Annotated in this window: 21 protein-coding genes; 8 read left to right on the top strand and 13 right to left on the bottom strand. The window is 65.7% G+C overall.

Annotated elements, in window-relative coordinates:
• The first annotated feature begins 1 nt into the window (after position 1).
• From fdhF to NLM32_RS17765, 3 genes are read left to right on the top strand one after another with little or no spacing between them, the layout of a single operon-like run.
• Positions 2-2,875, top strand: a complete 2,874-nt coding sequence (gene fdhF / locus NLM32_RS17775; protein WP_254130221.1) for a formate dehydrogenase subunit alpha — start codon at positions 2-4, stop codon at positions 2,873-2,875.
• 4 nt (positions 2,876-2,879) lie between these two features.
• On the top strand, positions 2,880-3,710 hold the full coding sequence (fdhD, locus tag NLM32_RS17770) for a formate dehydrogenase accessory sulfurtransferase FdhD (RefSeq protein WP_254130220.1): 831 nt from the start codon (positions 2,880-2,882) through the stop codon (positions 3,708-3,710).
• Entirely contained in the window at positions 3,697-3,933 is a 237-nt protein-coding gene (locus NLM32_RS17765; RefSeq protein WP_194476749.1) for a formate dehydrogenase subunit delta, read from the top strand. Before fdhD ends, NLM32_RS17765 begins: the two co-directional genes overlap by 14 nt.
• Here the strand turns inward: NLM32_RS17765 and NLM32_RS17760 are convergent.
• The 13 genes from NLM32_RS17760 to NLM32_RS17700 form a co-directional block, all read right to left on the bottom strand.
• Positions 3,899-6,877, bottom strand: coding sequence for a bifunctional [glutamine synthetase] adenylyltransferase/[glutamine synthetase]-adenylyl-L-tyrosine phosphorylase (locus NLM32_RS17760; RefSeq protein ID WP_254130219.1), 2,979 nt, complete (start codon positions 6,875-6,877; stop codon positions 3,899-3,901). The two genes, NLM32_RS17765 and NLM32_RS17760, sit on opposite strands and share 35 nt — an antisense overlap.
• The gene (locus tag NLM32_RS17755; protein ID WP_254130218.1) at positions 6,874-8,334 is read right to left on the bottom strand and encodes an ATP-binding protein; all 1,461 of its coding nucleotides are present in this window, start codon (positions 8,332-8,334) and stop codon (positions 6,874-6,876) included. Before NLM32_RS17755 ends, NLM32_RS17760 begins: the two co-directional genes overlap by 4 nt.
• Positions 8,318-8,998 carry a response regulator transcription factor gene (locus NLM32_RS17750; protein ID WP_254130217.1) on the bottom strand — a complete coding sequence of 227 codons (681 nt, stop codon included), beginning with the start codon at positions 8,996-8,998 and terminating at the stop codon, positions 8,318-8,320. The genes NLM32_RS17755 and NLM32_RS17750 overlap by 17 nt, the downstream gene beginning before the upstream one ends.
• A 282-nt stretch (positions 8,999-9,280) precedes the next feature.
• Positions 9,281-10,861, bottom strand: a complete 1,581-nt coding sequence (locus NLM32_RS17745; protein WP_254130216.1) for a Do family serine endopeptidase — start codon at positions 10,859-10,861, stop codon at positions 9,281-9,283.
• A gap of 225 nt (positions 10,862-11,086) precedes the next feature.
• On the bottom strand, positions 11,087-11,569 hold the full coding sequence (locus NLM32_RS17740; RefSeq protein ID WP_254130215.1) for a cytochrome c-type biogenesis protein: 483 nt from the start codon (positions 11,567-11,569) through the stop codon (positions 11,087-11,089).
• Positions 11,570-11,573: 4 nt separating this feature from the next.
• Positions 11,574-13,556, bottom strand: coding sequence for a heme lyase CcmF/NrfE family subunit (locus NLM32_RS17735; RefSeq protein WP_254130214.1), 1,983 nt, complete (start codon positions 13,554-13,556; stop codon positions 11,574-11,576).
• A complete protein-coding gene (gene ccmE / locus NLM32_RS17730; protein ID WP_254130213.1) occupies positions 13,553-14,062 on the bottom strand; it encodes a cytochrome c maturation protein CcmE in 510 nt (169 codons plus the stop codon). The genes NLM32_RS17735 and ccmE overlap by 4 nt, the downstream gene beginning before the upstream one ends.
• Before the next feature lie 37 nt (positions 14,063-14,099).
• On the bottom strand, positions 14,100-15,215 hold the full coding sequence (gene ccmI, locus NLM32_RS17725; RefSeq protein WP_254130212.1) for a c-type cytochrome biogenesis protein CcmI: 1,116 nt from the start codon (positions 15,213-15,215) through the stop codon (positions 14,100-14,102).
• A 131-nt stretch (positions 15,216-15,346) separates the two neighbouring features.
• On the bottom strand, positions 15,347-15,616 hold the full coding sequence (locus NLM32_RS17720) for a hypothetical protein (protein WP_254135342.1): 270 nt from the start codon (positions 15,614-15,616) through the stop codon (positions 15,347-15,349).
• 100 nt (positions 15,617-15,716) lie between these two features.
• Positions 15,717-17,120, bottom strand: a complete 1,404-nt coding sequence (locus NLM32_RS17715) for a hypothetical protein (protein ID WP_254130211.1) — start codon at positions 17,118-17,120, stop codon at positions 15,717-15,719.
• Between the two features lie 148 nt (positions 17,121-17,268).
• A complete protein-coding gene (locus tag NLM32_RS17710; RefSeq protein ID WP_254130210.1) occupies positions 17,269-18,645 on the bottom strand; it encodes a sensor histidine kinase in 1,377 nt (458 codons plus the stop codon).
• A 79-nt stretch (positions 18,646-18,724) separates the two neighbouring features.
• Positions 18,725-19,396, bottom strand: coding sequence for a response regulator transcription factor (locus NLM32_RS17705; protein ID WP_212300418.1), 672 nt, complete (start codon positions 19,394-19,396; stop codon positions 18,725-18,727).
• A gap of 231 nt (positions 19,397-19,627) precedes the next feature.
• Entirely contained in the window at positions 19,628-19,783 is a 156-nt protein-coding gene (locus NLM32_RS17700) for a hypothetical protein (RefSeq protein ID WP_254130209.1), read from the bottom strand.
• Between the two features lie 236 nt (positions 19,784-20,019).
• Between NLM32_RS17700 and NLM32_RS17695 the strand changes: the two genes are divergently transcribed.
• The 5 genes from NLM32_RS17695 to NLM32_RS17675 all read left to right on the top strand — a co-directional run bounded on the left by NLM32_RS17695 (position 20,020) and on the right by NLM32_RS17675 (position 22,862).
• The gene (locus NLM32_RS17695) at positions 20,020-21,006 is read left to right on the top strand and encodes a Ku protein (protein WP_254130208.1); all 987 of its coding nucleotides are present in this window, start codon (positions 20,020-20,022) and stop codon (positions 21,004-21,006) included.
• A 58-nt stretch (positions 21,007-21,064) separates the two neighbouring features.
• Positions 21,065-21,301: a hypothetical protein gene (locus tag NLM32_RS17690; protein WP_254130207.1), complete on the top strand. Its 237-nt coding sequence runs from the start codon at positions 21,065-21,067 to the stop codon at positions 21,299-21,301.
• A gap of 226 nt (positions 21,302-21,527) precedes the next feature.
• Positions 21,528-21,671 (top strand): hypothetical protein, encoded by a 144-nt coding sequence (locus NLM32_RS17685; protein WP_254130206.1) that lies wholly within the window; start codon positions 21,528-21,530, stop codon positions 21,669-21,671.
• A 186-nt stretch (positions 21,672-21,857) separates the two neighbouring features.
• Positions 21,858-22,022 carry a Flp family type IVb pilin gene (locus NLM32_RS17680; RefSeq protein WP_254135341.1) on the top strand — a complete coding sequence of 55 codons (165 nt, stop codon included), beginning with the start codon at positions 21,858-21,860 and terminating at the stop codon, positions 22,020-22,022.
• Positions 22,023-22,418: 396 nt separating this feature from the next.
• Complete coding sequence (locus NLM32_RS17675) at positions 22,419-22,862, top strand: hypothetical protein (RefSeq protein WP_254130205.1); 444 nt, start codon at positions 22,419-22,421, stop codon at positions 22,860-22,862.
• Positions 22,863-22,905: the final 43 nt, after the last annotated feature.

Genomic DNA, 22,905 nt, shown 5'->3' with positions numbered 1-22,905 from the left:
AATGTCTCTGATCGAAGAAATCGACTACGGCACGCCGCGCTCCAAGTCGGAAACGATGGTGACGCTGACCATCGACGGCAAAGAGGTCACGGTGCCCGAGGGCACCTCGATCATGCGCGCTGCGATGGACGCCGGCCACCAGATTCCCAAACTCTGCGCGACCGACATGGTCGACGCCTTCGGCTCCTGCCGTCTCTGCGTCGTCGAGATCGAGGGCCGCGCCGGCACGCCGGCCTCCTGCACCACGCCGGTCATGAACGGCCTGGTCGTCCACACCCAGAGCGAGCGGCTGAAGAAGCTGCGCAAGGGCGTGATGGAGCTCTACATCTCCGACCATCCGCTCGACTGCCTCACCTGCGGCGCCAATGGCGATTGCGAATTGCAGGACATGGCCGGTGCCGTGGGCTTGCGCGACGTACGCTACGGCTATGAGGGCGAGAACCACGTCTTCGCGAAGTCCCACGGCGAGATCAACGCCGCCTGGATGCCGAAGGACGAATCCAACCCCTACTTCACCTACGATCCCTCCAAGTGCATCGTCTGCTCGCGTTGCGTCCGCGCCTGCGAGGAAGTGCAAGGCACCTTCGCGCTGACGATTTCCGGCCGCGGCTTCGACAGCCGCGTCTCGCCGGGCATGAGCGAGAGTTTTCTCGGCTCCGAATGCGTCTCCTGCGGCGCCTGCGTGCAGGCCTGCCCGACCGCGACGCTCACGGAAAAGTCGGTGATCGAGATCGGCCAGCCCGAGCACTCCGTCGTCACCACCTGCGCCTATTGCGGCGTCGGCTGCACCTTCAAGGCCGAGATGCGCGGCGAGGAAGTCGTCCGCATGGTGCCCTACAAGGACGGCAAGGCCAATCGCGGCCATTCCTGCGTCAAGGGCCGCTTCGCCTGGGGCTATACCAATCACAAGGAACGTATCCTCAACCCGATGATCCGCGAGCGGATCGAGGATCCCTGGCGCGAAGTGTCCTGGGATGAAGCCTTCTCGTTCGCCGCCGCCAAGATGCGCGGCATCCAAAAGAAATACGGCCGTGACGCCATCGGCGGCATCACCTCGTCCCGCTGCACCAACGAAGAAACCTATCTGGTGCAGAAGCTGATCCGCGCCGGCTTCGGCAACAACAATGTCGACACCTGTGCGCGCGTCTGCCACTCCCCGACCGGCTATGGTCTTTCGGTGACATTCGGTACCTCCGCCGGCACGCAGGATTTCGACTCGGTCGAGGATACCGACGTCGCCATGATCATCGGCGCCAACCCGGCCTCGGCTCACCCCGTCTTCGCTTCCCGCCTGAAGAAGCGACTGCGCCAGGGCGCCAAGCTGATCGTGATCGATCCGCGCCGCACCGAGATGGTGGAATCGCCGCACGTGAAGGCGCTGCATCTGCCGCTGATGCCCGGCACCAACGTCGCCGTCGTGACGGCGCTGGCGCATGTCATCGTCACCGAAGGTCTCGTCAACGAAGCCTTCGTGCGCGAGCGCTGCGACTGGAGCGAGTTCGAGGAATGGGCCGCCTTCGTGGCCCAGCCCAAGCATAGCCCGGAAGCGACCGCCATCCTCACCGGCGTCGATCCGAAGACGCTGCGTGAAGCGGCCCGCGTCTACGCCACCGGCGGCAATGGCGCGATCTATTACGGGCTCGGCGTCACCGAGCACAGCCAGGGTTCGACCACGGTGATCGCGATCGCCAACCTCGCGATGGCGACCGGCAATATCGGCCGTCCCGGCGTCGGCGTGAACCCGCTGCGCGGCCAAAATAACGTTCAAGGCTCCTGCGACATGGGCTCGTTCCCGCACGAGCTGCCCGGCTACCGTCACATCTCGGGCGACGCCGTGCGCGACCAGTTCGAGGCGCTCTGGAACGTCAAGCTCAATCCCGAGCCGGGCCTGCGCATTCCCAACATGTTCGATGCCGCGATCGAAGGCACGTTCATGGGACTCTACGTGCAGGGCGAGGACATCCTTCAATCCGATCCCAACACCAAGCACGTGGTGGCGGCGCTGTCGGCGATGGAATGCGTCATCGTCCACGACCTCTTCCTCAACGAGACCGCGAACTACGCTCACGTGTTCCTGCCCGGCTCGAGCTTCCTCGAGAAGGACGGCACTTTCACCAACGCCGAACGCCGCATCCAGCGCGTGCGCAAGGTGATGTCGCCGAAGAACGGCATGGCCGACTGGGAGGTCACCATCGCGCTCGCCAAGGCGATGGGCCTGGAGATGAACTACAGCCATCCCTCGGAGATCATGGACGAGATCGCCGCGCTGACGCCGACCTTCGCCGGCGTCTCCTACGCCAAGCTGGACGAGCTCGGCTCGGTGCAGTGGCCCTGCAACGAGAAGGCGCCGGAAGGCACGCCAGTGATGCATATCGGCGGCTTTGTCCGCGGCAAAGGCAAGTTCGTCGTCACCGAATATGTCGCAACCGACGAGCGCACGGGTCCCCGCTTCCCGCTGCTCCTCACCACGGGCCGCATCCTCAGCCAGTACAATGTCGGCGCGCAGACACGGCGCACCGAGAACGTCGTCTGGCATGCCGAAGACCGGCTCGAGATCCATCCGCATGACGCCGAAACGCGCGGCGTGCGCGACGGCGATTGGGTGCGGCTGCAGAGCCGCGCCGGCGAGACCACGCTGCGTGCGGAAATCACCGACCGCGTGTCGCCGGGCGTCGTCTACACGACGTTCCATCATCCGGACACGCAGGCCAACGTGATCACGACCGACTATTCGGACTGGGCGACGAACTGTCCCGAGTACAAGGTCACCGCCGTGCAGATCTCGCCGTCGAACGGCCCGTCCGATTGGCAGAAGAGCTACGACGAGCAGGCGCGGCACTCCCGTCGCATCGCGCCGGCCGAGGCCGCGGAGTAACAGGATGCACGTGCCGGTCCAGGCCATCGACCGCGAAATCTGGCGCGACGGTGTCGCGTCCGACGGGGCGCGGCTGATCCCCGAGGAGACGCCGCTGGCGCTGACCTATAATGGCGGCACCTACGCCGTCATGATGGGGACGCCGCAGAACCTCGAGGATTTTGCCGTCGGCTTCAGCCTGGACGAAGGCATCATCAAATCGGTCGACGACATCAAATCGCTCGATGTGGTCCGCCTCGACGACGGCATCGAGCTGCGCATGTGGCTGGAGTCTGAAGACGCCGCGCGCATCAGCGAACGTCGCCGCCACATTGCCGGCCCCACCGGCTGCGGCATCTGCGGCATCGACTCGATCGCCGAAGCCATACGGCCCGCGGCGATCGTGCCGCCGGGGCAGACCTTTTCGCCCGAGCAGATCATGGCGGCGATGCAGACCATTGCGCCCCTGCAAGCGATCAACATCCAGACCCGCGCGGTCCACGCGGCGGCGTTCTGGTCGCCCGCGAACGGCATCGTGGCCCTGCGCGAGGACGTCGGCCGCCACAACGCGCTCGACAAGCTCGCAGGCTCGCTGGCGCGCAGCCGGACGGACGCGAGCGGCGGCATGGTGCTGCTGACGAGCCGTGTCTCCGTGGAGATGGTGCAGAAGACCGCGGCGATCGGCGCGCCGGTGATGGTCGCGGTCTCCGCCCCCACCGCGCTCGCGGTCCGCGCCGCGGAAGCCGCCGGCATCACGCTGATCGCAATTGCCCGCAGCGACGGGTTTGAAGTGTTCACGCACCAGGGCCGCATCACGGCTCATCGTGCTCCGGAGATCATTCATGTCGTCGCCTGACCGCCTCGTCTACATGGCCAACCAGATCGGCACGTTCTTCCGCAGCCAGGGCCACGACAAGGCCGTGCCGGGGATCGCCGACCACATCAGGAAGTTCTGGGATCCGCGGATGAAGCGCGCGATCTTCGCGCATCTCGACGCCGGCGGCGCAGGCCTCGAGCCGAACGTGCTCGAAGCGCTGACGTCGCTCAAGCAGACGACTTCCCTTCCAGAAGCGCACTGAACACGCGCCGCACCTCGCTTTGCGTCTCCTTCACGCGTGCCTCGAGCGAGGAGAAATCCGGCGCATCGCCGGCGCGCGCCATCACGCGCTGAAGGTCGGAGCCCGCGGTTTCCGGCTTGAAGCGGTCGCTGACGCAAAGCCGCAGGATCTGCGTCAGATCGTGATAGAGCCGCGCCGCGGCGCGCAGGATCTCCACCTCCGAGTGCGGCAGCACGCCGAGTCTCGCGGCATTCTCCAGCACCTGCACCGTGCCGACATCGAGAATGTCGGGCTTGTCGTGGGCATGCACGAGCTGGAGATATTGCGCGATGAAGTCGATGTCGACCATACCGCCGGAGGCGTATTTCAGGTCCCAATGATCGGTCTCGCCCTTCTCCTGCGCGATCGCGCGGCGCATATCGGCGACGTCGTTGGCAATGATCGAGGGGTCGCGGCGGCGGGTCAGGACCTCGCGGATGATGCTTTCGATCCGCGCGGTGAATTCCGGCGACGCGGACACCACGCGCGCACGCGTCAACGCCATGTGCTCCCAGGTCCAGGCCTCGTTGGCCTGATAGTCGGCGAAGGAGACGAGGCTCGACGCGACCGGACCGGCGCGTCCCGACGGACGCAGCCGCATGTCGATCTCGTAGAGCACGCCGTAATTGGTGCGGGTCGTGAAGGCGCTGATCAGGCGCTGGGTGAAGCGGGCAAAGTAATGCGCGCCCTGCAGTGACCTCTCGCCGTCGGAGTCCGGATTGTCGCTGTCGAAATCGTAGAGCAGGATCAGATCGAGATCCGAGGACGCCGTCATCTCGCGACTGCCGAGCCGGCCCATCGCGATGATGGCGGTCTCCTGCCCCTTGATCCGCCCGTGCTGGTCGGCGAAGCGGTCGGCGACGAGGCGATGCACGGTGTCGACGATGCCCTCGGCGACGTCGGCGAAGGCCGTGCTCGCCTGCTGCGCCGAGACGGTGCCGGAGAGGATGCGCGTGCCGATCAGGAACAGGCTCTCCTGCCCGAACAGACGCAGGCGGTCCAGAAACTCCTCGTAGGAGCCCGCATCCTGCACCGTGGCCGCAAGTCGCGCCGACAATTCCTGCTTGTCGGGCATCGCGCCGAAGAAGCGCGGATCGATCAGGCCGTCCATCAGTTGCGGCTGCCGCGCCAGCATCTCGCCGAGCCGGGGCGCCGCGCCGAGCACGAGCGCGACCAGCGCAACGAGATCGCGGTTCTGGCCGAGCAGCGTAATGAGCCGGCCGCCGCGCTGGAGCGCGCGAAGGAAATCATCGAACGCCACCACCGCGCGGTCGGGCTCCTCGGCACGCGCGAGGCCGTCGATCAGGGCCGGCACGAACTCGACGAAGGCATTTCGCGTCTGCCCGTTGCGGAACACGCGATAGTCGCCGGTGAGCCAGTCACGGATGGTTTGCGCGAGGGCGGCGGGCTTCTTGAAGCCGAGCGTCGTCAGGTGCTGCAACAAGCGCGGATCGTCCGGACCGGCGCGATAGTCGATCGCGGGCAGGCTTGCCGAACCGGTCGGATCATCGCCCTCGAACAGCTTTTCGTAGTGGCCCTGCACGATCTCGAGCTGACGAAGCAGGTCGCGCGCAAAAGTCTCGCGGCTGTCATAGCCGAAGAACCAGGCGAAGCGTTCGACCGCCTCCTTGTCCTCCGGCAGGGTGTGGGTCTGTTCGTCGGCGATCATCTGGAGACGATGCTCGACCCGGCGCAGGAATTCGTAGGCCGTGGTCAGCTCGTCTCGCGCGGTAGAGGTGATCCAGTTGCTGGACGCGAGGATGTCGAGCGCGGCGAGCGTCGGCCGCACCCGCAATTCCGGATGGCGGCCGCCGGCGATCAGCTGCTGGGTCTGGGCGAAGAATTCGATCTCGCGGATGCCGCCGCGGCCGACCTTGACGTTGTGGCCTTCGACCGCGACCTCGCTCTGGCCGCGGTAGGTCTGCATCTGCCGTTTCATGTCGTGCACGTCGGCAAGTGCTGCGAAGTCGAGATGCTTGCGCCAGACGAAGGGCGCGATCTCGGCCAGCAGCGCCTCGCCTGCCCTGGGATCACCGGCACAGGCGCGCGCCTTGATCATCGCGGCGCGCTCCCAGGTGCGCCCTTCCCGCTCGTAATAGTTCAGCGCGGCATCTCGCGAGATCGCCACCTGCGTCGACGACGGATCGGGCCGCAGCCGCAGATCGACGCGGAACACATAGCCGTCATAGGTGCGCTGCTGCAGGATGCGCGCCATGCCTTGCGTCACCCGGACGAAGAACGGCTGCGGCTCGATGTCGGGCGCCAGCGTCGTGGCATCGGGATCGAAGAACACGATGAGATCGATGTCGCTGGAATAGTTCAGCTCGCCCGCGCCCATCTTGCCCATGGCGAGCACGATCAGGCCGCAGCCGACTTCCGGCGCCTCGGGATCCGGCGGCACGAGCTTGCCGCGTGCGGCTTCCTGTCGCAGCAGGTACTGCAGCGCCGCCTGCACCGAGGACACCGCAAGCTCGGTCAGCGCGGCCGTCACCCGCATCACCGGCCAGACTGCGCCGATGTCACACAGCGCGATCAGGAGCGCGGCCTCCGCCTTCATGCGACGAAGCAGCCGCATCACCTCGGCCTCGTCCGGGGCAGCAAGCACCGCGCCCCTCGCCTCCGCGATCAGCGCAGCAAGATACGCGTCCGGCTCGCATTCGAGCAGCCGGATCAGGCGCAGCGGATCGACGCGCACCAGATCGAACAAATAAGGCGAGAATTCCGCGATCCCGGCGAGAATAGTCCGGGCGAAGGGATGGACCAGCAAGGCTTCCAGACGCGCCGACTGTGCCGGCTCAAGCTCGGCCAGCCAGCTTTCAAAACGTCGTTCGTCGGTTGTGGAAGCGGCAATATGGGGAGCCTCCGCGAAGCGTGCGGCCAGGCTCTCACCATGCTTGTCCGCGTTTCCCGGCGCGGAGTGGTTCATGCCACCTTCTGTGGCACATCCGGTATTGGAGGAGCAACCCTGTCGCCGGCCCCCGCGCGCGCCGGCAGCAGCAGCGTGGCGACGAGGCCCGGATGGGCGTCGCCGAGCCGCAATTCGCCGCCATGCAATGTGGCGACGGCGGACGCGAGGCTGAGGCCGAGGCCGGAGCCCGGCATGGTGCGGCTCGCCTCCAGCCGGACGAATCGCTCGACGACGTGCTTGCGATCGGCCTCGGGGATTCCGGGGCCGCGGTCGGTGACGCTGAGCAGCACCTGATCGCCCTCGCGCTTGGCCTCGATCGTGATCTGACGGGCGTCCAAGCTGACCACGGTTCCCGCCGACTGCGCAGCCGGCTTGCCGTATTTGATCGCGTTCTCGACGAGATTGGCGACCGCCTGGCTGATCAATTCGCGATTGCCGTGAATCGGCGCGGCCTGCGTCTTCACCTTCAAGGTCATGCCGTCGTCTTCGGCCAGCGGCTCGTAGAGCTCGTGAATGCCGCTGGCGACATCGGCCGCATCGAAATCATCCATGTTGCCGCGCGCCTGGCCGGACTCCGCGCGCGCGATCATCAGCAGCGCGTTGAAGGTGCGGATCAGCCCGTCGGATTCCTCGATGGTCCGCTCCAGCGCCGCGCGATAATCGGCCTCGCAGCCCGATTTCGCCAGCGCCTCCTCGGCGCGATTGCGCAGGCGCGTCAGCGGCGTCTTGAGGTCGTGGGCGATGTTGTCGGAGACTTCCTTCAGCCCCGCCATCAGCGCCTCGATCCGCTCCAGCATGGCGTTGAGGTTTTCGGCGAGGCGGTCGAGCTCGTCGCCGCTGCGGCCAACCGGCAGGCGCTCGCTGAGATCGCCGATCATGATGCGATGCGCCGTCCCGGACATCGCGTCGATGCGCGTCAGCACCCTGCGCGCGACGAAAACGCCGCCGCCGAGGCCGAGCACCACGACGATCAGCACCGACCATTGCGCCGCCTTCGCCACGATGCCGAACAGGCGCCGTCGCTCGGCGAGGTCGCGGCCGATCAGAAGCCGGAAGCCGTTTTCCAATTCGGTGACGCGAACGAGCGCGCGATGATCGCGGTCATCCGCGTCCTCGATCCGGCGATAAGCGGTTTCCGACCAGCCGCGCGTTGCCATCACGCCCGGCGCCAGCGAGCCGACATTGCCGGCAACCGCCTGCCCGGTCGGCGTGGTCACGAGGTAGAGGTTGGCGCCCGGCCGCAGCGCCCGATACTCGATCGTGCGCACGAGCCCGAACAGGCCGCGGCGTCCGTAGATCTCGTTGATCTCCGAGGTCTCGGCATTCACCGTCTGCGTGATCTCTTCGGTGATCAGCCGCCGCGTATTCCAGGCGAAATAGCCCAGCAGCGAGGCCGCGAAAATCGCAAACAGGAACAGGTAGACCAGCGTCAGCCGGAATGCCGTGGTGCGGACGAGTTTACCGAATGCCGTCACGGATCATATACCCGGCGCCGCGGATCGTGTGCAGCAGCGGCCGCTCGAAGCCCTTGTCGATCTTGGAGCGCAGCCGTGAGATGTGCACGTCGATCACGTTGGTTTGCGGATCGAAATGATAGTCCCAGACGTTCTCCAGCAGCATGGTGCGCGTCACCACCTGGCCGGCATGCTTCATCAGATATTCGAGCAGGCGGAATTCGCGCGGCTGCAGCGTCAGCTCGTCCTTGCCGCGGGCGACGCGGTGAGAGAGCCGGTCGAGCTCGAGGTCGCCGACACGGTAGAGCGTATCCTCGGCAGGTCCGCCGCGGCGGCGCGACAGCACCTCGACGCGGGCGAGCAGCTCGGCGAAGGAATAGGGCTTTGGCAGATAGTCGTCGCCGCCGGCGCGCAGGCCCTTGATGCGATCGTCGACCTGCCCGAGCGCAGAGAGAATCAGCACCGGCGTCGTTTCGCCCTTGTCACGCAGCGAGCCGATCAGCGACAGCCCGTCGCGCTTGGGCAGCATGCGGTCGACCACGAGCACGTCGTAGTCGCCGTTCTCGGCCATGGCGAGGCCCTCCTCGCCGTCACCGGCGTGGTCGGCAATGTGTCCGACCTCGCGAAACGCCTTCACGAGATAGTCGGCGGATTCGCGGTCGTCTTCGATGATCAGGAGGCGCATTGTGCGTTCGGCGGCGGTCAAGGAGGTCAACCTTCTCTGAACATGGCGCGAGCGGCAATCGCATGCAAGCCAAGCGAACGGGACTTGGGTAGGCAAAAAGGCGGGCGGTGAAGCTGGGGGGACCTCACCGCCCTAGGCCTTCCGACGGAGGGGGGCGTATTTCCACCGGAAGGTAGGCGTGGGGAGCAAGCTTGCGCTGCTCCCCGGAAGAGTGCCGGCGGCGGGGGCGACTGATGCCGGCGACACCCTTCATCTCGTAAGCCTCCTGAGGCTCGGCCCGTGTCAGCCTTTGGCGATGGGCACCGCGACGAAGCGCGACTGGCCGCCGCTCTTCACGCGCATCAGGACGCTGTTCTTGTTGTCGGTCCGCGCGGTGTTGATGGCGTCGCGGACATCGCCGGCGGTGCTCACGCTCTTGCCGCCGACTTCGAGAATCACGTCGCCTTCCTTGAAGCCGCGCTCGGCGGCTGCGCTCTTCGGATCGACTTCGGTGACCACGACGCCGTCCTTGCCGGCACCGGCCACGGAATTGGCGGGAGCAACCGTCATGCCGAGCTTCGGCACGTCGGTGCCCTTGCTGGCGCCCTTACCGCTGTCGTTGTCGATGTCGGCCTTGGCCTCGACCGTGTTCGGCAGCTGGCCGAGGGTGAGGTTCACGACCTTGTCCTGGCCCCTGTGCAGCACGTTGAGCTTCACGGACGCTCCGGGCGCCATGCCGCCGATGGTGCGGGCGAGCTCGCGGGCGTCCTTGACGGATTCGCCGTTGACCGACGTGATCACGTCGCCGGACTCGATGCCGGCCTTGGCCGCGGGACCATCCTTCTGCGGCTCCGCCACCAGCGCGCCTTCGGCCTTCTTCATACCGAGGCTGTCAGCGATGTCAGAGGTGACAGGCTGGATCTGCACGCCGATCCAACCGCGGCTGACCGAGCCCTTGTCCTTGAGCTGGGCAACCACGCTCTTCACGGTGTTGGCGGGGATCGAGAACGCGATACCGACGCTGCCGCCGGAGGGCGAGTAGATCGCCGTGTTGACGCCCATCACCTCGCCGTTGGTGTCGAAGGCCGGGCCGCCCGAATTGCCCTTGTTCACGGGCGCGTCGATCTGGATGAAATCGTCATAGGGGCCGTTGCCGATATCGCGGCCGCTGGCCGAGACGATGCCCGCGGTCACGGTGCCGCCGAGGCCGAAGGGGTTGCCGACCGCCAGCACCCAGTCGCCGATCCGCGGCTTGCTGTCCGCGAGCTTGGCGAACGGGAAGTTCGAGCCGCCCTCGACCTTGATCAGGGCAAGGTCGGTGCGCTGGTCGGTGCCGATCACCTTGGCGCTGTAGGTCTTGCCGTCGTCGGTGGTGACCTCGACCTTGTCGGCGCCGTCGACCACGTGGTTGTTGGTCACCGCAAAGCCGTCAGCCGAGATGAAGAAGCCGGAGCCCTGGCCCTGCACGACGCGGCCACGACCGCCACCCTTCAGACCGGGAATGCCGTCCGGGCCGCCGAAGCGGCGGAAGAAGCGCTCCATCGGCGAGCCCGGCTGGAACGGCGACTGCGCATCGTCGCCATCATCGTTGCTCGCGGTCTTCTCCTTGATGTTGACCTTCACCGAGATCACCGAGGGCTTCACCCGCTCGACGATGTCGGCGAAACCGATCGGACGCTCGACCTTCTTGACCTCGTTGTTGACCTGCGCGTGCGCCGGGCTGGAGAACAGGTCGGCGGGCGACGTCGACGGGCTGAAGCCGTGGACCACGATGCCGAGGCCGGCGACGACCGAGGCCATCAGCGCGATCCTGCGGGCGGAAAACACCGAACGGCGAGGCTGCCGGTAGGACGGAAGGTTCGTGAGGTCGATACGGTCGTTCATGCAGCTCTCCAGGGCCTTGAAATCCATTTGGTGCCTGGTAGCGGCACCTTACGGACCTGAAGATGGGGACTTGCGCCTTACCGCGCGCTGGCTGCGGGGTTAAACTTTTGTAATAAAGACCGCGCCGTCCTGCGGCAGTTTAGCGCAGGTAAAAAATCGTGCTTTGACAGGAACTTAATCAAGTTCCGGTGACGGCACCAGGCGCTCGCGCCGACGTGAATCCGGCTAGCGCGATGCCGCGTCCTCGGACATCAACGCCGCGAGCCGCGCCTCTTCGTCCGGCGTCAGCGGCGGCGTCGGGACATCTGCACCTGCTTGCGCACGGCGGCGGTTCTGCCGCCACAACGCAAAGCCGCCGCCTGCCAGCAGCAACGGCGCGAGCAGCCACAACAACATGGTCTGCCGTTCGAAGCGCGGCTTGAGCAGCACGAACTCGCCGTAACGGGCGACCAGGAAGTCGAGCACCTCGCCATTGCTGTCGCCGGCCGCGATCCGCTCGCGCACGAGAAGACGCAGGTCGCGCGCAAGCGGCGCATCGGAATCGTCGATCGACTGGTTCTGGCAGACCATGCAGCGCAGCTCGCGCGACAGGTCGCGCGCGCGGGCCTCCTTGACCGGATCAGACATGATCTCGTCAGGCTGCACGGCGTAGGCCGCCGGAGCGGCCAGCAGCACAAGCGCGACGAACGCGGCCATCATCCGGCGCATCGCGTCACTCCGCCGGTTGCAGGCGCTGCTTGGCCCGCGCCGGCTTCGGCGCGCCGACCCGCAACCGCCGGTCGGACAGCGACAGCACGCCGCCGAACGCCATCAGCACCGGTCCCCACCAGATCATGAGCACCAACGGCTTGTGATAGATGCGCACGGCGATCGCGCCCTCGGCCGTGACATCGCCGAGCGAGATGTAGAGCTGGCTCGCGCCGCGCGTCAAAAGCGCAGCTTCCGTGGTGGAGGAGCCGCGCGTGGTGAAACTGCGCTTCGACGGCGTCATGACACTCAGCGCGTCGCCATCGCGAGTGACGTTGAACTGGGCGATCATCTCGCGGTAGTTCGGCCCCTGCCGCTCGGTCAGGCCGTCGAGCTTCAGCTCGTATCCGGCGACCTGCGCGACGTCGTTCGGCTTCATGGTCGCGATATATTCGCTGTTCCAGGTGGTCTCGCAGACGATCCCGATCAGCGCGACGCCGAGCCCGGCATGCGCGAACGCGGTGCCCCAGGCCGAGCGCGGCAGGCCGCGGGCGCGGTGGAACGTCGTCGCGAACGGCAGACGAAACAGGCCGGTTCGCTCAGCCATATCGGTCACAGCGCCGGCGATGACGAAGACCCCAAGCCCGATGGCCAACGGCGCCAGCGCGCTGCCGCCACGCGTCCAGGTCCAGACGATGGCGATCACCACGAGGCCCGCCACGCCGGCCGCGAGCAGCCGCTGGGTGACGCCGAGCAGATCGCCGCGTTTCCACGCCAGCATGGGGCCGAACGGCACGGCGAGCAGCAGCAGCACGAACAGCGGCACGAAGGTGAGATTGTAGAACGGTGCGCCGACCGACATCTTGAAGTCGGCGAGCACTTCCATCGCCAACGGATAAAGCGTTCCGAACAGCACGACCGCGCAGGCCACCGTCAGCAGCAGATTGTTCAGCACCAGCGCGCCCTCGCGCGAGATCGGCGCGAACAGGCCACCCTGCTTCAACGAGGTCGCGCGTCCTGCGAACAACGACAGGCTGCCGCCGATGAACAGGCAGAGGATCAGCAGGATAAAGACGCCGCGGGTCGGATCATTGGCGAACGCGTGCACGGAGGTGATGACGCCCGAGCGCACCAGGAAGGTGCCGAGCAGCGACAGCGAGAAGGTCAGGATCGACAACAGGATGGTCCAGACCTTCAGCGCGTTGCGCTTCTCCATCACCAGCGCCGAGTGCAGCAACGCCGTGCCGGCGAGCCAGGGCATCAGCGAGGCGTTCTCGACCGGGTCCCAGAACCACCAGCCGCCCCAGCCGAGCTCGTAATAGGCCCAGTAGGAGCCCATCGCGATCCCGAGCGTCAGGAAGATCCAGGCGACCAGCGTCCACGGCCGCACCCAGCGCGCCCAGGCCGCATCGATCCGCCCCTCGATCAGCGCCGCGATCGCGAACGAGAACGAGATCGAGAAGCCGACATAGCCGAGATAGAGCATCGGCGGATGCACGGCGAGACCGATGTCCTGAAGCACCGGATTGAGATCGCGACCCTCGATCGGCGGATTGACGATGCGCAGGAACGGGTTCGAGGTGATCAGGATGAAGAGATAGAAGGCGCTCGCGATCCAGGCCTGAACGGCGAGCACATGCGCGCGCAGCGACAGCGGCAGATTGTTGCCGAAGGCGGCGACGAGCCCGCCGAACAGCGCCAGGATCGACACCCACAACAGCATCGAGCCTTCATGGTTTCCCCACACGCCGGTGATCTTGTAGATCAACGGCTTCATGGAGTGGGAATTCTCGTAGACGTTGGCGACGGAGAAGTCCGAGTTCACGTGCAACGTCACGAGCGCGATGAACGACGCGCCGACGAACAGGAGCTGCGCCAGCGCGGTGGAGCGCGCCACGTTCATCAGCGCCGGATCGCGCAAGCGTGCGCCGATCATCGGCACGAAGGACTGGATCAGCGCCAGCGCGAGCGCCAGCACCAGCGCGTAATGTCCGGCTTCCGCGATCACCGCACCGCTCCCTGCGAATTGCCCTGCGCCGTGGTCGCCGAAGGCCTTGTGGCACCGGACGCCTGGGCGCCGTAATCGTCCTTCCAGTGCCCCTGCTTCTTCAGGGCATCGGCAACGTCCTTGGGCATGTAGGTCTCGTCGTGCTTGGCGAGCACCGTGTCGGCCTTGAACACGCCGTTGGCATCGAGCGCGCCTTCGGCAACGACACCCTGCCCTTCGCGGAACAGATCGGGCAAAATGCCCTTGTAGGCGACGGGCAGCTTGGCGCCGCCGTCGGCCACCTCAAACGTCACCGCGAGATTGTCACCGCGCTGGAGCGAGCCCGGCTGCACCAGGCCGCCGAGCCGGAAGCGCTTGCCGGGCTGGACGTGCTTCTCGGCCACCATGGTCGGGGTCGAGAAGAACACGATGGAGTCGCGCAGGGCATTGAGCACCAGCGCGGCCGCGAGCGCGAGCACGGCGAGCGAGCCGCCGATGATGGTCATACGTCGCTGCTTGCGCGTCATGGCGTATCCGTTCTCCGCTCGTCTCGTGCTGCGACTGTCATCCGTCGAGCCCGAGAGTCTTGAGGCCTTCGTTGAGCTGGCGCAACCGCTCGGAATCCCTGGCGACCGCCTGACGGGCGTCGGTCGAGGCTCCTAGCGCCTTGTCGCGATCGCCCATCACCAGATAGGCGCGCACCAGACGCAACCACCCCTCGACATCGTCGCCGTTCTGCTTGAGGCGCGTGGCGAGACGTTCGACCATGCCGCGGATCATCGCGTTGCGATCGCCGTCGTTCATCTCCTTGGACGCAGCGATGGTCTCGTCGGACAGCGCCGGCATCGTCGCGCCGCCACCGCCGACCCGCGCGAGCGAGGTCTGCACCAATGGCCGCCACGGCGCATCCGCGGGCGCTTTCGCCAGCAGCGCGCGCCAGATATTGGCGGCGTCATCCTTGCGGCCGTCCTGTTCGGCAGCGAGCCCGAGGAAGTAGTTCGCCTTGGGATCGTCGGCGTTGAGCGCATGCGCGCGCTCAAACTCGGCCTTGGCTTCCGCCGTCACCACGCCGCTGGCAGCGGCCGTGATCGCCTCGCCGAGATCGGAGCGGCGCTCCGCGCTCTCGCCATTATAGGTGATCGAGCTGCGATAGGCGCGCACGGCCTCGTCGAACCGGCCAAGCCGTTCCAGCACCGGCGCGAGCACGTTCCAGCCGCGGCCATCGGTCGGATTTTTCTCCAGGTGTTGCTGGACCTGCACGACGAGGTTCTCGAGCGACTGCGCCATGCCGGACCCGGCGCCACGCTCGCGCTGCGCCAGCGGGAAGTCGCGCAGCGCGGGCGAGCCGAGCGGAATGTAGATCGCGGCCGCCACCAAAGGCAGGCCGACCAGCGCCAGCACGGCGGCAGCGCGGCGCCATTTCAGACTGGACGTCGGCACGAGCGCAGACTCGGTGCCGGCAGCGGCGAGCAGCCTGCGGCTGATCTCGACGCGCGCCGCCTCGGCTTCAGGTTGCGCGATCAGGCCTGCGGCAAGATCACGCTCGATCTCGGCCAGCTGATCCTTGTAGACCGCGACCTCGCTGCCTTGATTGTCAGGACGCGCGCCACGGCCGAGCGGCCAGAGCACGGCGAATATCGCCGCGACCGTCATCAGCGCGAACACGAACCATAGCGTCATCAGGCAAGCTTCCGGCAGCGCGCGAGCCGCGCCTGTAGCTGGCTTTACACCACGGCCGGACGATGCGGCAATTGACAATTGTCAATTTGGCGCGAGCGCACACAGTCCCGAAATGGTGACAATCCAACGGCTTAGCCGATCTCGAAGTCCGCGCTTTGAGCGGCGTCCTCGCCGTGCCCGTTGAAGGCCTTCAGGAAGTATGTTCCCGGCACGATTGCTTCAGGCAATCTGATCCGCAACGCCCCGACGGGAACGGGCGATGCAACCCTGGTAACGGTCTCGGTCAGCTGCCGACCGCTTGCCTTCTCGACCAGCACCACCTTCGCGCCGACCATCAGCCGTTGATATTTGGCAACAATGACGCGGTTTTCGATTTCGATGGAGCTGATAATGGGTTTCATGCGCCCACAGATAGAAATTCCAGAAGCTTGCGCGGCGACCGTAGGGCTCGCCACCGGCAGCGTCAACCACAAATTGTGATCACGAAAAGATGCGCTTGAATCAGCTTGCGCGGGTCGATTTGCGCTCGCCCGTCGCCGCATTCTCCGCGGCGCGGCTCATCAACGAGGCGTAATCGTCGCCGAACAGCACCTGGCAGAAGCGGATCGCCGCCTGCACCTGCTGCTGCCGGTAGGTGCGGACCTTGTGATCGGCGGCGCGCAGCGATTGCACCAGCTGCTCGGTCGACCGTTCCACATATTGCTGCAGGTCGGAATAGGTGCGCAGCGTCACCTCGTTGATCGCGAGCTCGCTGGCGTAGTTGCGGCAGGTTGCGACGAAATCGATCAGCGCCACGGTTTCCTCGACCTCGGTGCTGTCGATCCGCGCGCCCGGCGGAATGTCCTTCTCCGCGCGCTGGCGCAGGATGCGGCGGACGCGGCCGGGAACGCTGTCGATCTCCGATTGCAACGCATTGGAGATGTCGGCCCGGATCGAGGTCAGCTGCTTGCCCCAGGCTGAATCGTTGCGCAGGTCGAGCTCGGTGCGCAGGCCGCGGACGCCGTCATGCAGCGCCTTCAGATTGTCGGCGACGGTCTCGAAATGACCGCGCTTGATGTCCATGCGCAAATTGGCGGCAACGCGGGCCAGATCGTGCAGGGCCATCGTGACCGCCACGCCGTACGGCGTCGCGGCGACGCGGATCTCGTCATCGGACGCGGCGATCTTGATGGCGAGACGAATGATCTGCCACGGCGCGGTCATGCGCTGGACCACCACCGACAGCGCGAATGGCAGCATCTGCGGGGTCTGGAGCACGGGAATGTTGAGCGCGGCGGTCACCGAGGTGATCTGGGGATCGCCGAATGCGCGCAGGAAGCGCGGCAGCTTTTCATTGAGCGTGCCGAGCGCCTCGCGAACGGCGAGCACCGCGCCGATCGAATAAAGGTCCTCGATCACGTTGGGCGGACCGACGCGGGCGAGCGCGCGCGACTTGTCGCCACCACCCGGCCCCGTCAGCTCGAAGATGGCATCTGCCGCCACCGCCTGGAGCTTCAGCGCGAGCGCCTCGACCTGCCCGGAACTGTCCGTCGCCGGCATGCGCGCCAGCGCCGCCTCGAATTCGTTGATCTTGTCCGGGGCACCGTCGCGGCCGAGCCATTGCCAGATCGGAGGCAGCGAGGAGCGGCGGATCTGGCCGACTCGGGTCGGCGCGCCGTTCTCCACCAGGAACGGTTCCAGCACCTGGAACAGCAGTCGCGACAGATCGTCGGTGCGCGGCGGCGGAGCCTCGTCGGCCTCGGTCTTGCGCACGATCTTGCGCAGCTGCTCGAGCACGAGGGTCGCCACAGCGGTGTCCTGGCCGCGCTCGAGCGCGCGCTCGAACTCCCGCATCAGCAGCGCCTGCGCCTGCGGCGGGAGCTGCGCGAGATATTCCCTCAGCCGCTCGATCGATGTCTGGCTCATGCGCCCGGGTAATGCACGGTAAAATGGCGGACGTAGGATGGGTCCTGCACGATCATAGGTGGGAGCGCCTTAAGAAGCCGTTGAGGAAGTCGCTCCGAATACGCCCGGTTTCGCCCGAAAGTCCAAATAATCGTTTGAGATCAGAGGATTATATTCCCGGCAGCACCAGCTCGGCCCGCAGGCCCCCGATCGGCGCGCTGCCGAGCGAGAGGCTGCCACCGTAGAGCGCGGCAAGGTCGGTCACGATCGACAGCCCGAGCCCGGATCCCGGCTTGGACTCGTCGAGCCGCTGGCCGCGGCGGGACACCTGGGCGCGTTCGGCCTCCGACAGGCCGCGCCCGTCGTCATCGACGATGAGCCGCAGCCTGGGTCCTGCCCCGGCCTCGGTCGGCGCCTCCACCACCACCTCGATGAAGACGCGCGAGGCTGCCCATTTGCAGGCATTGTCGACGAGATTGCCGACCATTTCCTCCAGATCCTGCCGCTCGCCGCGGAATTTTGCCGACGGGTCGGCCTTGGCCTCAACCACGATGCCGCGGCCGCGGTGGATCTTCTCCATGGTCCGCCGCAACGCCTCGATGGCCGGGGCAACCTCCGTCACCGTGCCGACGATCGAGACGCGGGCCGCGATGCGGGCGCGCTCCAGATGATGGGCGAGCTGGCTGCGCATCACGTCCGCCTGCTCCATCACCTTGGCCGCGAACGGATCGGCGGCGTGCGTTCCGGCCTCGTTGACGATCACCGACAGCGGCGTCTTGATCGCGTGGGCAAGGTTGCCGACATGGGTGCGGGCGCGCTCGACGATCTCTCTGTTGGCGTCGATCAGTGCGTTGGTCTCGCGTGCGAGCGGAGCGATCTCGACCGGGAATTCGCCCTCCAGCCGCTCCGCCCGCCCGGAGCGGATGTCGGCGATGGATTCCGAGATGCGCTTGAGCGGCGCGAGGCCGAAGCGGACCTGGAACACCGTCGTCAGCAGCAGCACGATGCCGAGCGCGGTAAAGGTGCCGCCGAGATAATAGTCGAAGCTGCGCGTCTCGTCGAAAATCTCGGTGTCGTCGCCGGCGACGCTGACGAGATATTTGCCGTCGGCGCCGAGATCGACGGGACGCTCGACCATGCGCAGATTCTGGCCTTCCGGCCCGTCGACATAAGCCAGGCGAATGCCGGCCGCGGTGAGCTCGGTGCCTTGATCCTCCAGCTTCGGCAGCTTCTTGTCCCAGAGCGAGCGCGACGACCTCACCTCCGGCTTCTCGGTGTCGGTGCGCGTGATCTGCCAGTACCAGCCGGACAGCGGCAGCTCGAACAGGGGCTCGCCGAGCGACTGGAACTGCCGGTCCGGCGGCTCGTCGGGGGTAGCAACCTCGGCAATCAGGGTGCGGAGATAGAGGTTCAGCCGGCGGTCGAAGGCACGCTCGGTCGCATTCTTGTAGACCGACGACAGCACCACGCCGGTGATGGCCAGGATCACCACGAGCCAGGCGGTCGCCGACAGGAACAGTCGGTTGGCAAGCGAGCTGGCGGGCATCGGAATGATCCCGGAGGCGCGAGGTGGCGGCATGGCTTCGGCGGTCATGACCGGACCAAGGCCCGTGCCGGGGCGCCCGTCAAGCCCCTGCGGCCGGCGGGGTCAGGAGATAACCAAGGCCACGGACGGTCTGGATGATGTCGACGTCGAGCTTCTTGCGGATGCGGCCGACGAAGACTTCGATCGTGTTGGAGTCGCGGTCGAAATCCTGGTCGTAGAGATGCTCGACCAGCTCCGTACGCGACACGACGCGCCCCGAATGGTGCATCAGGTAGGCCAGAAGCCGATATTCGTGCGAGGTCATCTTGACGGGATTGCCGGAGACGCTGACCCGGCCGGTGCGGGTGTCGAGCGTGACCGGGCCGCAGCTGAGCTCGCTCTGGGCATGGCCGGTGGAGCGGCGCAGCAGCGCACGGATCCGCGCCAGCACCTCCTCCAGGTGGAACGGCTTGGCGACGTAATCGTCGGCGCCGGCATCAAAGCCCTGGACCTTGTCGCTCCAGCGGTCGCGCGCGGTGAGGATGAGGACCGGCATGGTGCGGCCGTTGCGGCGCCAGGCTTCCAGCACCGAGATGCCGTCCTTCTTGGGCAGGCCGATATCGAGCACAACGGCGTCATACGGCTCGTTATCGCCGAGATAATGCCCCTCCTCTCCGTCAAAGGCGCGGTCGACGACATAGCCGGCGTCCGTCAGCGCCTTGGTGAGCTGGCGATTGAGATCGGGGTCGTCCTCAACAACAAGCAGGCGCACGCTTCTCTCCAGGAATAGGCTGCACGATCGATCGCCAGAGATGAGCAATTCCGGCGTGAACTGAGTATGAACGCGGGGAACCGCCGGCGTTACTTTTTGGTCATATACGATGTGTCCGCGCCCGACGCGACTGCGCCCGCCAGGCCACCGGACGAGACCTGTGGCATGGCGGGCGCAATGTGCCGCGTTAGCGGCTGAGTCGGAAGGTCCGCCCTTCCTGTAAGCCCTCCGTCAGGTCCGGAAGAACACGAACCAGACGACCGCGAGAATCAGGATTGCAAGCCCGGTCGAGATGGCGAGCAGCGCGGCCACGGACGGGCCAGGTTCGCCCTGGCGTGCCTCGGTCGCAGTTTCGACGATCTGACGGTGCTCGCGCGTGGTTGCCATGGTGACCTCAATCTCTGGATGTCGCCTCCGATGACCGCGACGTCAGCACGGCCCTGTGTCCGAAGCCAACGCCCGATCCGATTTGATGTTCCGGCGTTTTGCCAAGGGACCGGGCCGAACCGCGGTGGTCAGCGACTGGTTAACGCAGTTGCAAGAATCCGACCTGAGCCGTGTATGATTCGGTGTTCCCCGATGGTATCCTCATAAGTCTGTCCCCGTTGCGTTTGGAGTAGCCCATGGCCCCCCGCGCCAATTGGAAGGGTTTTCTGCGTCTCTCGCTCGTGACCTGCCCGGTCGCGCTGTATCCGGCCACCTCGGATACCGAGAAGGTCTCGTTCAACCAGATCAACCGCAAGACCGGCCACCGGATCAAGTATCTGAAGGTCGACGCCGAGACCGGTGACGAGGTGACCTCCGAGGACATCGTCAAGGGCTACAAGGTCGACACCGACACCTACATCGAGGTCACCAAGGACGAGCTCGACGACATCGCGCTGGACTCGACCCATACGATCGAGATCGACGAGTTCGTCCCGAAGGCCGACATCGACAGCCGCTATCTGATCCGCCCCTATTACCTCGTGCCGGACGGCAAGGTCGGCCACGACGCCTTTGCGGTGATCCGCGAGACCATCCGCAGCATGGACAAGGTCGCGATCGGCCGCGTGGTGCTGACCAATCGCGAGCACATCATCGCGCTCGAGCCGCTCGAGAGCGGGTTGATGGGCACGCTGCTGCGCTACCCCTATGAGGTGCGCAGCGAGAGCGAATATTTCGACGACATCCAGGACGTCAAGCTGACGAAGGACATGCTCGACCTCGCCAAGCACATCGTCGAGAAGAAGTCCGGCGCGTTCGAACCCGAACTGTTCGAGGACCATTACGAGACCGCGCTGATCGACCTCATCAACAAGAAGCGCTCGGGCGCGCCGATCGCAGCGAAGGCGACACCGAAGAACGGCGGCAACGTCATCAATCTGATGGACGCGCTGAAGAAGAGCCTCGCCAGCGAAAAGGACGCGACGCCCGCAGCGAAGGTCGCCAAGGAGACGGTCAAGGAAACCGCCAAGGCCAAGAAGCCGAAGAAGCGCGTCGAGGGCCAGCGCGAGATGCTGCTGCCGATCTCGGGCAAGGGCGGCAAGGATGCAGCCGCCAGGGAAGCCGCGCCGAAAAAGGCCGACAAGCCGGTGCGCGCGACCACACGGACGAAGAAGGCCGGCTGACGACCTCGCATCACCGATCGCGCCGTGACGCCTCCCCTCACCGATCGGGCAGCCTGACGTGCCCTGGTCGACGCCGTTCGACGATCCGATTGACGTGCGCGGCGGAGGCCGGCTGCGCACGCTGCAGGAGGCCGCCGATTTCATCATGCAGCTTCCCGAAGCCGAGCAGCAGGAGCCGCGCTGGCAGACCGCGATCGAGATGCTGATCAACGCGGCGGAGACCGGCGGCGGCTGGCTGATGTTCGCACGCGTCGGGATGCTGCGGGCGTTGAACGCCGACGACCGGCGCGGCTGAGCCGTGATCGACATGCTTGCCGATCGGTTGACGAACAGCCTCAACAATCCCTTAAGCGGCGCGCCCCCTTTCGCCTGATCATGTCATCGTGTCGCACTGAGTATTCCTACGGAAGCCAAAATTAACTTCCGATTCCCCTTGCGCGCACCATGGTCCGGCGATCGATCGAGCCAGGGTTCGCAGCTTCGTGCCGCAGCAGGACGCCAGAAAGAACTACATCGGCATCGTGAATGACACGACCGAGGACGAGCGCGTCGGCGACGGTGCGGCGCGCCTGCAGCCGCATGTGGTGGGCTGTCTGGTCGGCCGTCTCGCGGCCGTGCTGGGACGCGCCCGCAAGGATTCGTCGGGCTGCACCACCACGGGTTGACGCGGCCCGGCTTCCATTCATTTGAATTGGATAATGAAACCTTCGTTTAACGGCTGTTACGTTAAGACACAGCTGGCAGGGTTCGGCCGAGCCTTGCCTATTTGACGCGCGCAAATGCCCGTCGATCATTTTACCAGTTTGATAACGCCGCGCGCCTACATTGGACCGGATGATGAGGAGTTGGCGATGATTTTGCTCAGGTCTTTTCTTGCCGATGAGAATGCCGCCACCGCAATCGAATACGGCCTGATCGCCGCCGGCATCGCGCTTGCCATCGTCACCGTCGTGACCAACACGGGCAGCGCCCTCCTCAGCAACAAGTTCAACTCGATCAGCGCGGCCACGAAGTAAGGCTGCCCCATCGTCGTTGCGAGCGAAGCGAAGCAATCGAGAGTCTTTCCGCGGAGAGATTCCGGATTGCTTCGCTGCATTCGCAATGACGAAGCGAGAAGGATTCGCGATGCCGTAGGATGGGTAGAGCGAAGCGAAACCCATCAAAGCTTCTTGCACGCTGAAACATGATGGGTTTCGCAAGTGCTCTACCCATCCTACAACCTTACATTCCCATTTAGAGACCCGCCTTCGCACTCTCGCGACAGCTTTCGCCCCTTTCGAAAAAGGGAAAAGCCGGGACTGGTACCCCATTTCCGTCAATTTTGACGATCATGTGAGTGCTGATATTCTTGATGGCGTGGCGCGAAAAGCCATCCTGTCGATCATTGAACCCGAGCTATTTGAAGGATGCCGATGAGACGCACGACGCTCTTGGCTCTCGGCCTCATCCTGGCCGGCGTCTGGTTCCACGACAGCGCGCAAGGACAGACGTCGTCCTCGCCGCCGGTTTCGCTCACTCCGCCCAATACATCGCCACCGCATGCGAGCGCCAAAAACACCAGGCCCAAGGGCGAACCGGCCTTGGTCACGAACCATAGAACTCCGCCGGCCGGCGGAGAGCCCTCGCCACCCGTGATCGGCGGGCCGGCCTCGATGCCGAACCCAGCCGCCGACTACGACGGCTTCAGCGCCAGCACCGACGACAATGACGCACCGAGCCAGCTGGCGCCGCCTGCGAGGTCACGCGCGGCAAAGGGCTCCAATCGCGATACAGGCAATCTCGACGCGCAATCATTGATCGATCAAGACGACGATGCATTGAAGCGAAAGCTGACCATCTGCAAAAACTGCAAATAGGAAGGTTGGCAAGCCAGTAGCCCGGATGGAGCGCAGCGAAATC

It is taken from the genome of Bradyrhizobium sp. CCGUVB14 (genome assembly GCF_024199935.1).
Classification (GTDB): domain Bacteria; phylum Pseudomonadota; class Alphaproteobacteria; order Rhizobiales; family Xanthobacteraceae; genus Bradyrhizobium.
The sequence above is the reverse complement of the archived record's forward strand: the minus strand, read 5'-3'. Positions and strand labels throughout refer to the sequence as shown.

Bases quoted from the DNA above. Each gene is read 5' to 3' on its own strand.
- fdhF (WP_254130221.1), top strand. From the start codon at position 2: ATGTCTCTGATCGAAGAAATCGACTACGGCACGCCGCGCTCCAAGTCG.
- fdhD (WP_254130220.1), top strand. From the start codon at position 2,880: ATGCACGTGCCGGTCCAGGCCATCGACCGCGAAATCTGGCGCGACGGT.
- NLM32_RS17765 (WP_194476749.1), top strand. From the start codon at position 3,697: ATGTCGTCGCCTGACCGCCTCGTCTACATGGCCAACCAGATCGGCACG.
- NLM32_RS17760 (WP_254130219.1), bottom strand. From the start codon at position 6,877: ATGAACCACTCCGCGCCGGGAAACGCGGACAAGCATGGTGAGAGCCTG.
- NLM32_RS17750 (WP_254130217.1), bottom strand. From the start codon at position 8,998: ATGCGCCTCCTGATCATCGAAGACGACCGCGAATCCGCCGACTATCTC.
- NLM32_RS17745 (WP_254130216.1), bottom strand. From the start codon at position 10,861: ATGAACGACCGTATCGACCTCACGAACCTTCCGTCCTACCGGCAGCCT.
- NLM32_RS17740 (WP_254130215.1), bottom strand. From the start codon at position 11,569: ATGCGCCGGATGATGGCCGCGTTCGTCGCGCTTGTGCTGCTGGCCGCT.
- ccmE (WP_254130213.1), bottom strand. From the start codon at position 14,062: ATGACGCGCAAGCAGCGACGTATGACCATCATCGGCGGCTCGCTCGCC.
- ccmI (WP_254130212.1), bottom strand. From the start codon at position 15,215: ATGACGCTATGGTTCGTGTTCGCGCTGATGACGGTCGCGGCGATATTC.
- NLM32_RS17720 (WP_254135342.1), bottom strand. From the start codon at position 15,616: ATGAAACCCATTATCAGCTCCATCGAAATCGAAAACCGCGTCATTGTT.
- NLM32_RS17715 (WP_254130211.1), bottom strand. From the start codon at position 17,120: ATGAGCCAGACATCGATCGAGCGGCTGAGGGAATATCTCGCGCAGCTC.
- NLM32_RS17710 (WP_254130210.1), bottom strand. From the start codon at position 18,645: ATGCCCGCCAGCTCGCTTGCCAACCGACTGTTCCTGTCGGCGACCGCC.
- NLM32_RS17700 (WP_254130209.1), bottom strand. From the start codon at position 19,783: ATGGCAACCACGCGCGAGCACCGTCAGATCGTCGAAACTGCGACCGAG.
- NLM32_RS17695 (WP_254130208.1), top strand. From the start codon at position 20,020: ATGGCCCCCCGCGCCAATTGGAAGGGTTTTCTGCGTCTCTCGCTCGTG.
- NLM32_RS17680 (WP_254135341.1), top strand. From the start codon at position 21,858: ATGATTTTGCTCAGGTCTTTTCTTGCCGATGAGAATGCCGCCACCGCA.
- NLM32_RS17675 (WP_254130205.1), top strand. From the start codon at position 22,419: ATGAGACGCACGACGCTCTTGGCTCTCGGCCTCATCCTGGCCGGCGTC.